We start from the raw sequence: 3738 nt of genomic DNA, 5'->3' as shown, positions 1-3738 counted from the left end.
CATGCGCAAATATTGCGCCATAAAGACCTGATCCTACTACTAGATAATCATATTTCATATTGATGTCCTTCTTTCGTCTCTTCAATAATACCATAATCTCTATAATAAAACGAGGGTTGATATACAACCCTCGTCACTTAAAGAAATCCATATCTTTTAGATAATTATTTCCAACTGTCATATCATATTGTACAAGCTTATATTCTTTTAATAATTGTTTTTGGTCAGAAGTAAGATCTTTGTATTTTACATTCTGCCCTTTTTCATTTATAAAGGCAATATTAGAATTCCCTGTTGAATTAGCGGCCGATTTAGTGGTAATAGCAGGCAATTCATCAAGAACTGTTTCTAATAAAGCTGTATAAGGTGTTGTTTTTGTACGTGTTTGTTTTTGTACAAGGGACATAAAGTCTGTTGGAGAAACTAGATCATAAGAGCTGTATGTTCTTGTATTGAGATGTTCTCTTGCATATTTATTAGAATAAATAAAGTAATCTGTTTCATGAAAAACACTATTATATTTTGCAGGATTACTATCCCAATATATACCAGGTAAATGATCTCCATAGAATACATAGGTAATAGGCTTTTCAATACTGTCAAGCTTTTCAATAAAGTTCTTAACAGCCTGATCTGTATAATGAAGACCCATAGCATATTCTTCAATTCGATCCTTGAAATTTTCATCTATTGCAGAATTTCCATTTGCGATAAACTGATCTTTATGGTCATAGACATTTTTGTCATAAGGCATATGATTCTGCATTGTGACAAGATTAATAAACTTGCTGCCTTTCGCATTAACGATTTCATCAATCGTATTGGCATAAGCCGTCTCATCTGATAAATAAAGACTACGATCAATATAAGACTGATGTTTAATTTTATATTGAGAACCTAGATACATAAATTTATTAAAACCAAAGTTGTTATAAACAGTCTGTCTGCTATAAAAAACACCAATATAAGGATGAATAGCGACTGCCTGATTAAATAGTCTAGAAAAAGCATAAGCATAGCTTTGTCTAGGAACAAGCTGCGTATAAGGTGTAAGTCCAGAAGAGAATAAACCCAGGTTAAAACTGGTCAACGCCATATATTCCATATTCGCTGTGCCTCCACCATATCCAGCGCTATACATGAGACCCGAAGTAGTAGATTGCATCAAACTTCTAATATAAGGGATAGGATCATTTGATAGCGTAAGTTCTGGAATGCGTGATGGATCTGCAAAGCTTTCACTTAATCCCATAATAATGATCTGATTATCCCAGTCATTTTTTCTATATTTATTAATCACATTTGATTGTTTTTGGTATTTAGTCGCTATTTTCTGTATAATCTTCTTATTATAATTAATTGGATTATCCATCACAGATATATCTATGTTATTTAAGAATTGTAATACAGGTCCGTTGACTTTTGCCCCATAAAGCTGATTATAGAAATAAGGTTCATCCCCTAATCCACGCATCAGCATGTTGAGATAATTGCCATCATGATTCATCACCAGTGTACTGCTAAAGAAAATAATAGTAACTAGGATCCACATAACACTTCTTCTAAGGCTCATATGTAACGCCAGAGGATGTTTCTTTTCTAGATAGATAATAAGTGCTACGACTACTACAATTAATACAACTGCAAGAATAATGACACCAGTCCCCATCATAACAAGCAAGCTCTTAAGTGCTTTGATCATCGCTAAATCTGCTGGAATAATAGGCTCATCACGGAATAATATTTTAAGATAATTAGCGACAATGACTACTATTTCCATAAATCCTGTTAATAAACCAGATACCCAATAACGTCTTGTAAATATCATCAAGAAATGAGCAACAAGTACTAAAATAAAGGTATTTAATAATACAAAAAATTGTCTTCTAAAAAATATATAAAAGAACACATTATAAGATAAAGTAGTATTTATTGGATTGATTGTAAGTGATGCGTTCATCACAATAAATGAAATAAATGAAAAAATATAAGCCAATAACAACATCATTAATCTTGTTTTATTCTTTTTTAAGAAGCTTTTAAAGAGCTGAAGCTCTTTTTTGAGCCATTCATTACTTAAACTAAATGATTTAAAGTGCTGATTGATCTTGTTTTTTAGTTTATAAATACCTGGTATTTTAATTAATAAAGCATTTAGAATAATAAAGAACATTATAACAGCCAAAGCTTCCCAAACAGCTAATAATAGAAGCTTTTTAGAAGTCGTTCCCACAAGACCTTCATTCCAGCTAATGAAAGTTGTAAGTCTGTTGGCACCAATCAATATAAGTGAGGCAATAGGTAAATAATCTAATGAGTTATGTTCAGTAAATGAGATATGACTTAAAAGTCTCACTATTTCTAAGGCGATAAAGACTTCAAAGAATGATGTTGAAGTTGTAAAGCGTAAAGCAGTGGACATATCCCCATGGACAATATCTGAGCATAAAGGCATGAATCCTGCACATAATACATCTAGCAAACCAATGATGATAAATGGTATATAAGTAAATTTTTGATCTGCATCTATTGCCCCTAGATAAAATAATACAAAGGTAAATGATGTGCTATAACCATTTCCAAACCCAAAGATATCCTGCCCATTGAATACCGGTAATAGAACCATCATCATTAATATGATTTTAAGATAACATGTATTGACTTTCTTTAAGAAAGGATAACAGATCAAGCTTAATATAATACCTGTAACCACCGGAGAAACATTTCTGATAATAGGCAAGAAAATACAATAAATAGCATTTGTATCGATACTTTTAGTTAGCAAAAAGCAGCCTATGGCACTGATCAAACCTGCTAGTACGCTATAAAGCCATATTTTAGTACCCTGAGCCAAAGTATTCTCTTTCTTAGAATAAATAGATCCTAAAGAAATAATGACTAAATCAAGTCCTAGTAATGTAATAAGATGGCATACTTGTAAAGCACTCATTAGTAGGCTGACATTATTTGTATTTAGTATCCTTGCATTAGAATTAAAAAATAATTGATCTATGAGCATCAAGAATATTCCTAGAACCATAGATAGATATGCTGTATGTGTCTTTTTCAAAACAGTTTTCTCCCTTTTTCTATTCAATGAGAACTACTATACCATTTTAACATAAAAATAACATTAAACAATACAAGAAAAATGCTAGAAAAAAAGAGACTTTTTTGGGGTCTTTAATTTTTGTGGGGGTCAGACCTTCGCTCTAAATATTTGGGGGTCTTGGAAACAGCACCTTTAAATCTGTGGGGGTCACACTCTGGCTCCCACTTTTTCAAGTATTTTTATGTAATTAAAAACCTTCCGCTGTATCATTAATTTGCTCATATTAACTAAAAGCGAAAGGAGATCACAAATTGAATAATGATCTAAGAATTATTTTAGGGGATTATGAATCCTTTGTATAGTCTCATACGACTGAAATCATTGAAAAAGAAGTGATTTATTATATTACGCTTAAGAGAACCATTATTTCTTGTCCTGAGTGTGGCAGTAGAATGAATATTAAGGACTATAGAAAATGTAAAGTCATACATAACATGATAAGAGGCAAGAACACTTCTCTAATACTTAAAAAGAGAAGATTAGTATGTCCTCAATGTAATAAAGTAATGACAGAAGAAAATCCATTTACTAAAAAAAGTCATAGCAGATTATCTCAAACTTCAGAGCTGGAAAGTGTGAAACAAAAATCAATCAAAACGTATAAAAAAAGACAAACTTAAAAACAA

General features: G+C 31.5%; 2 protein-coding genes. One reads left to right on the top strand and one right to left on the bottom strand.

Going from position 1 to position 3738, the window contains the following annotated elements; translation table 11 throughout:
* Window positions 1–133: 133 nt before the first annotated feature.
* Window positions 134–3070, bottom strand: a complete 2937-nt coding sequence (locus ACT8VG_RS08515; RefSeq protein ID WP_444195629.1) for an LTA synthase family protein — start codon at window positions 3068–3070, stop codon at window positions 134–136.
* Window positions 3071–3444: 374 nt separating this feature from the next.
* On the opposite strand from ACT8VG_RS08515, the gene ACT8VG_RS08510 reads away from it, so the two are divergent.
* Entirely contained in the window at window positions 3445–3732 is a 288-nt protein-coding gene (locus tag ACT8VG_RS08510; RefSeq protein WP_444195628.1) for a transposase family protein, read from the top strand.
* Window positions 3733–3738 lie beyond the last annotated feature (6 nt).

This window comes from Catenibacterium sp. (assembly GCF_052354645.1).
GTDB lineage: Bacteria > Bacillota_I > Bacilli_A > Erysipelotrichales > Coprobacillaceae > Catenibacterium > Catenibacterium mitsuoka_A.
Note: the sequence above shows the minus strand (reverse complement) of the source record. Positions and strands in the feature narration are given on the sequence as shown.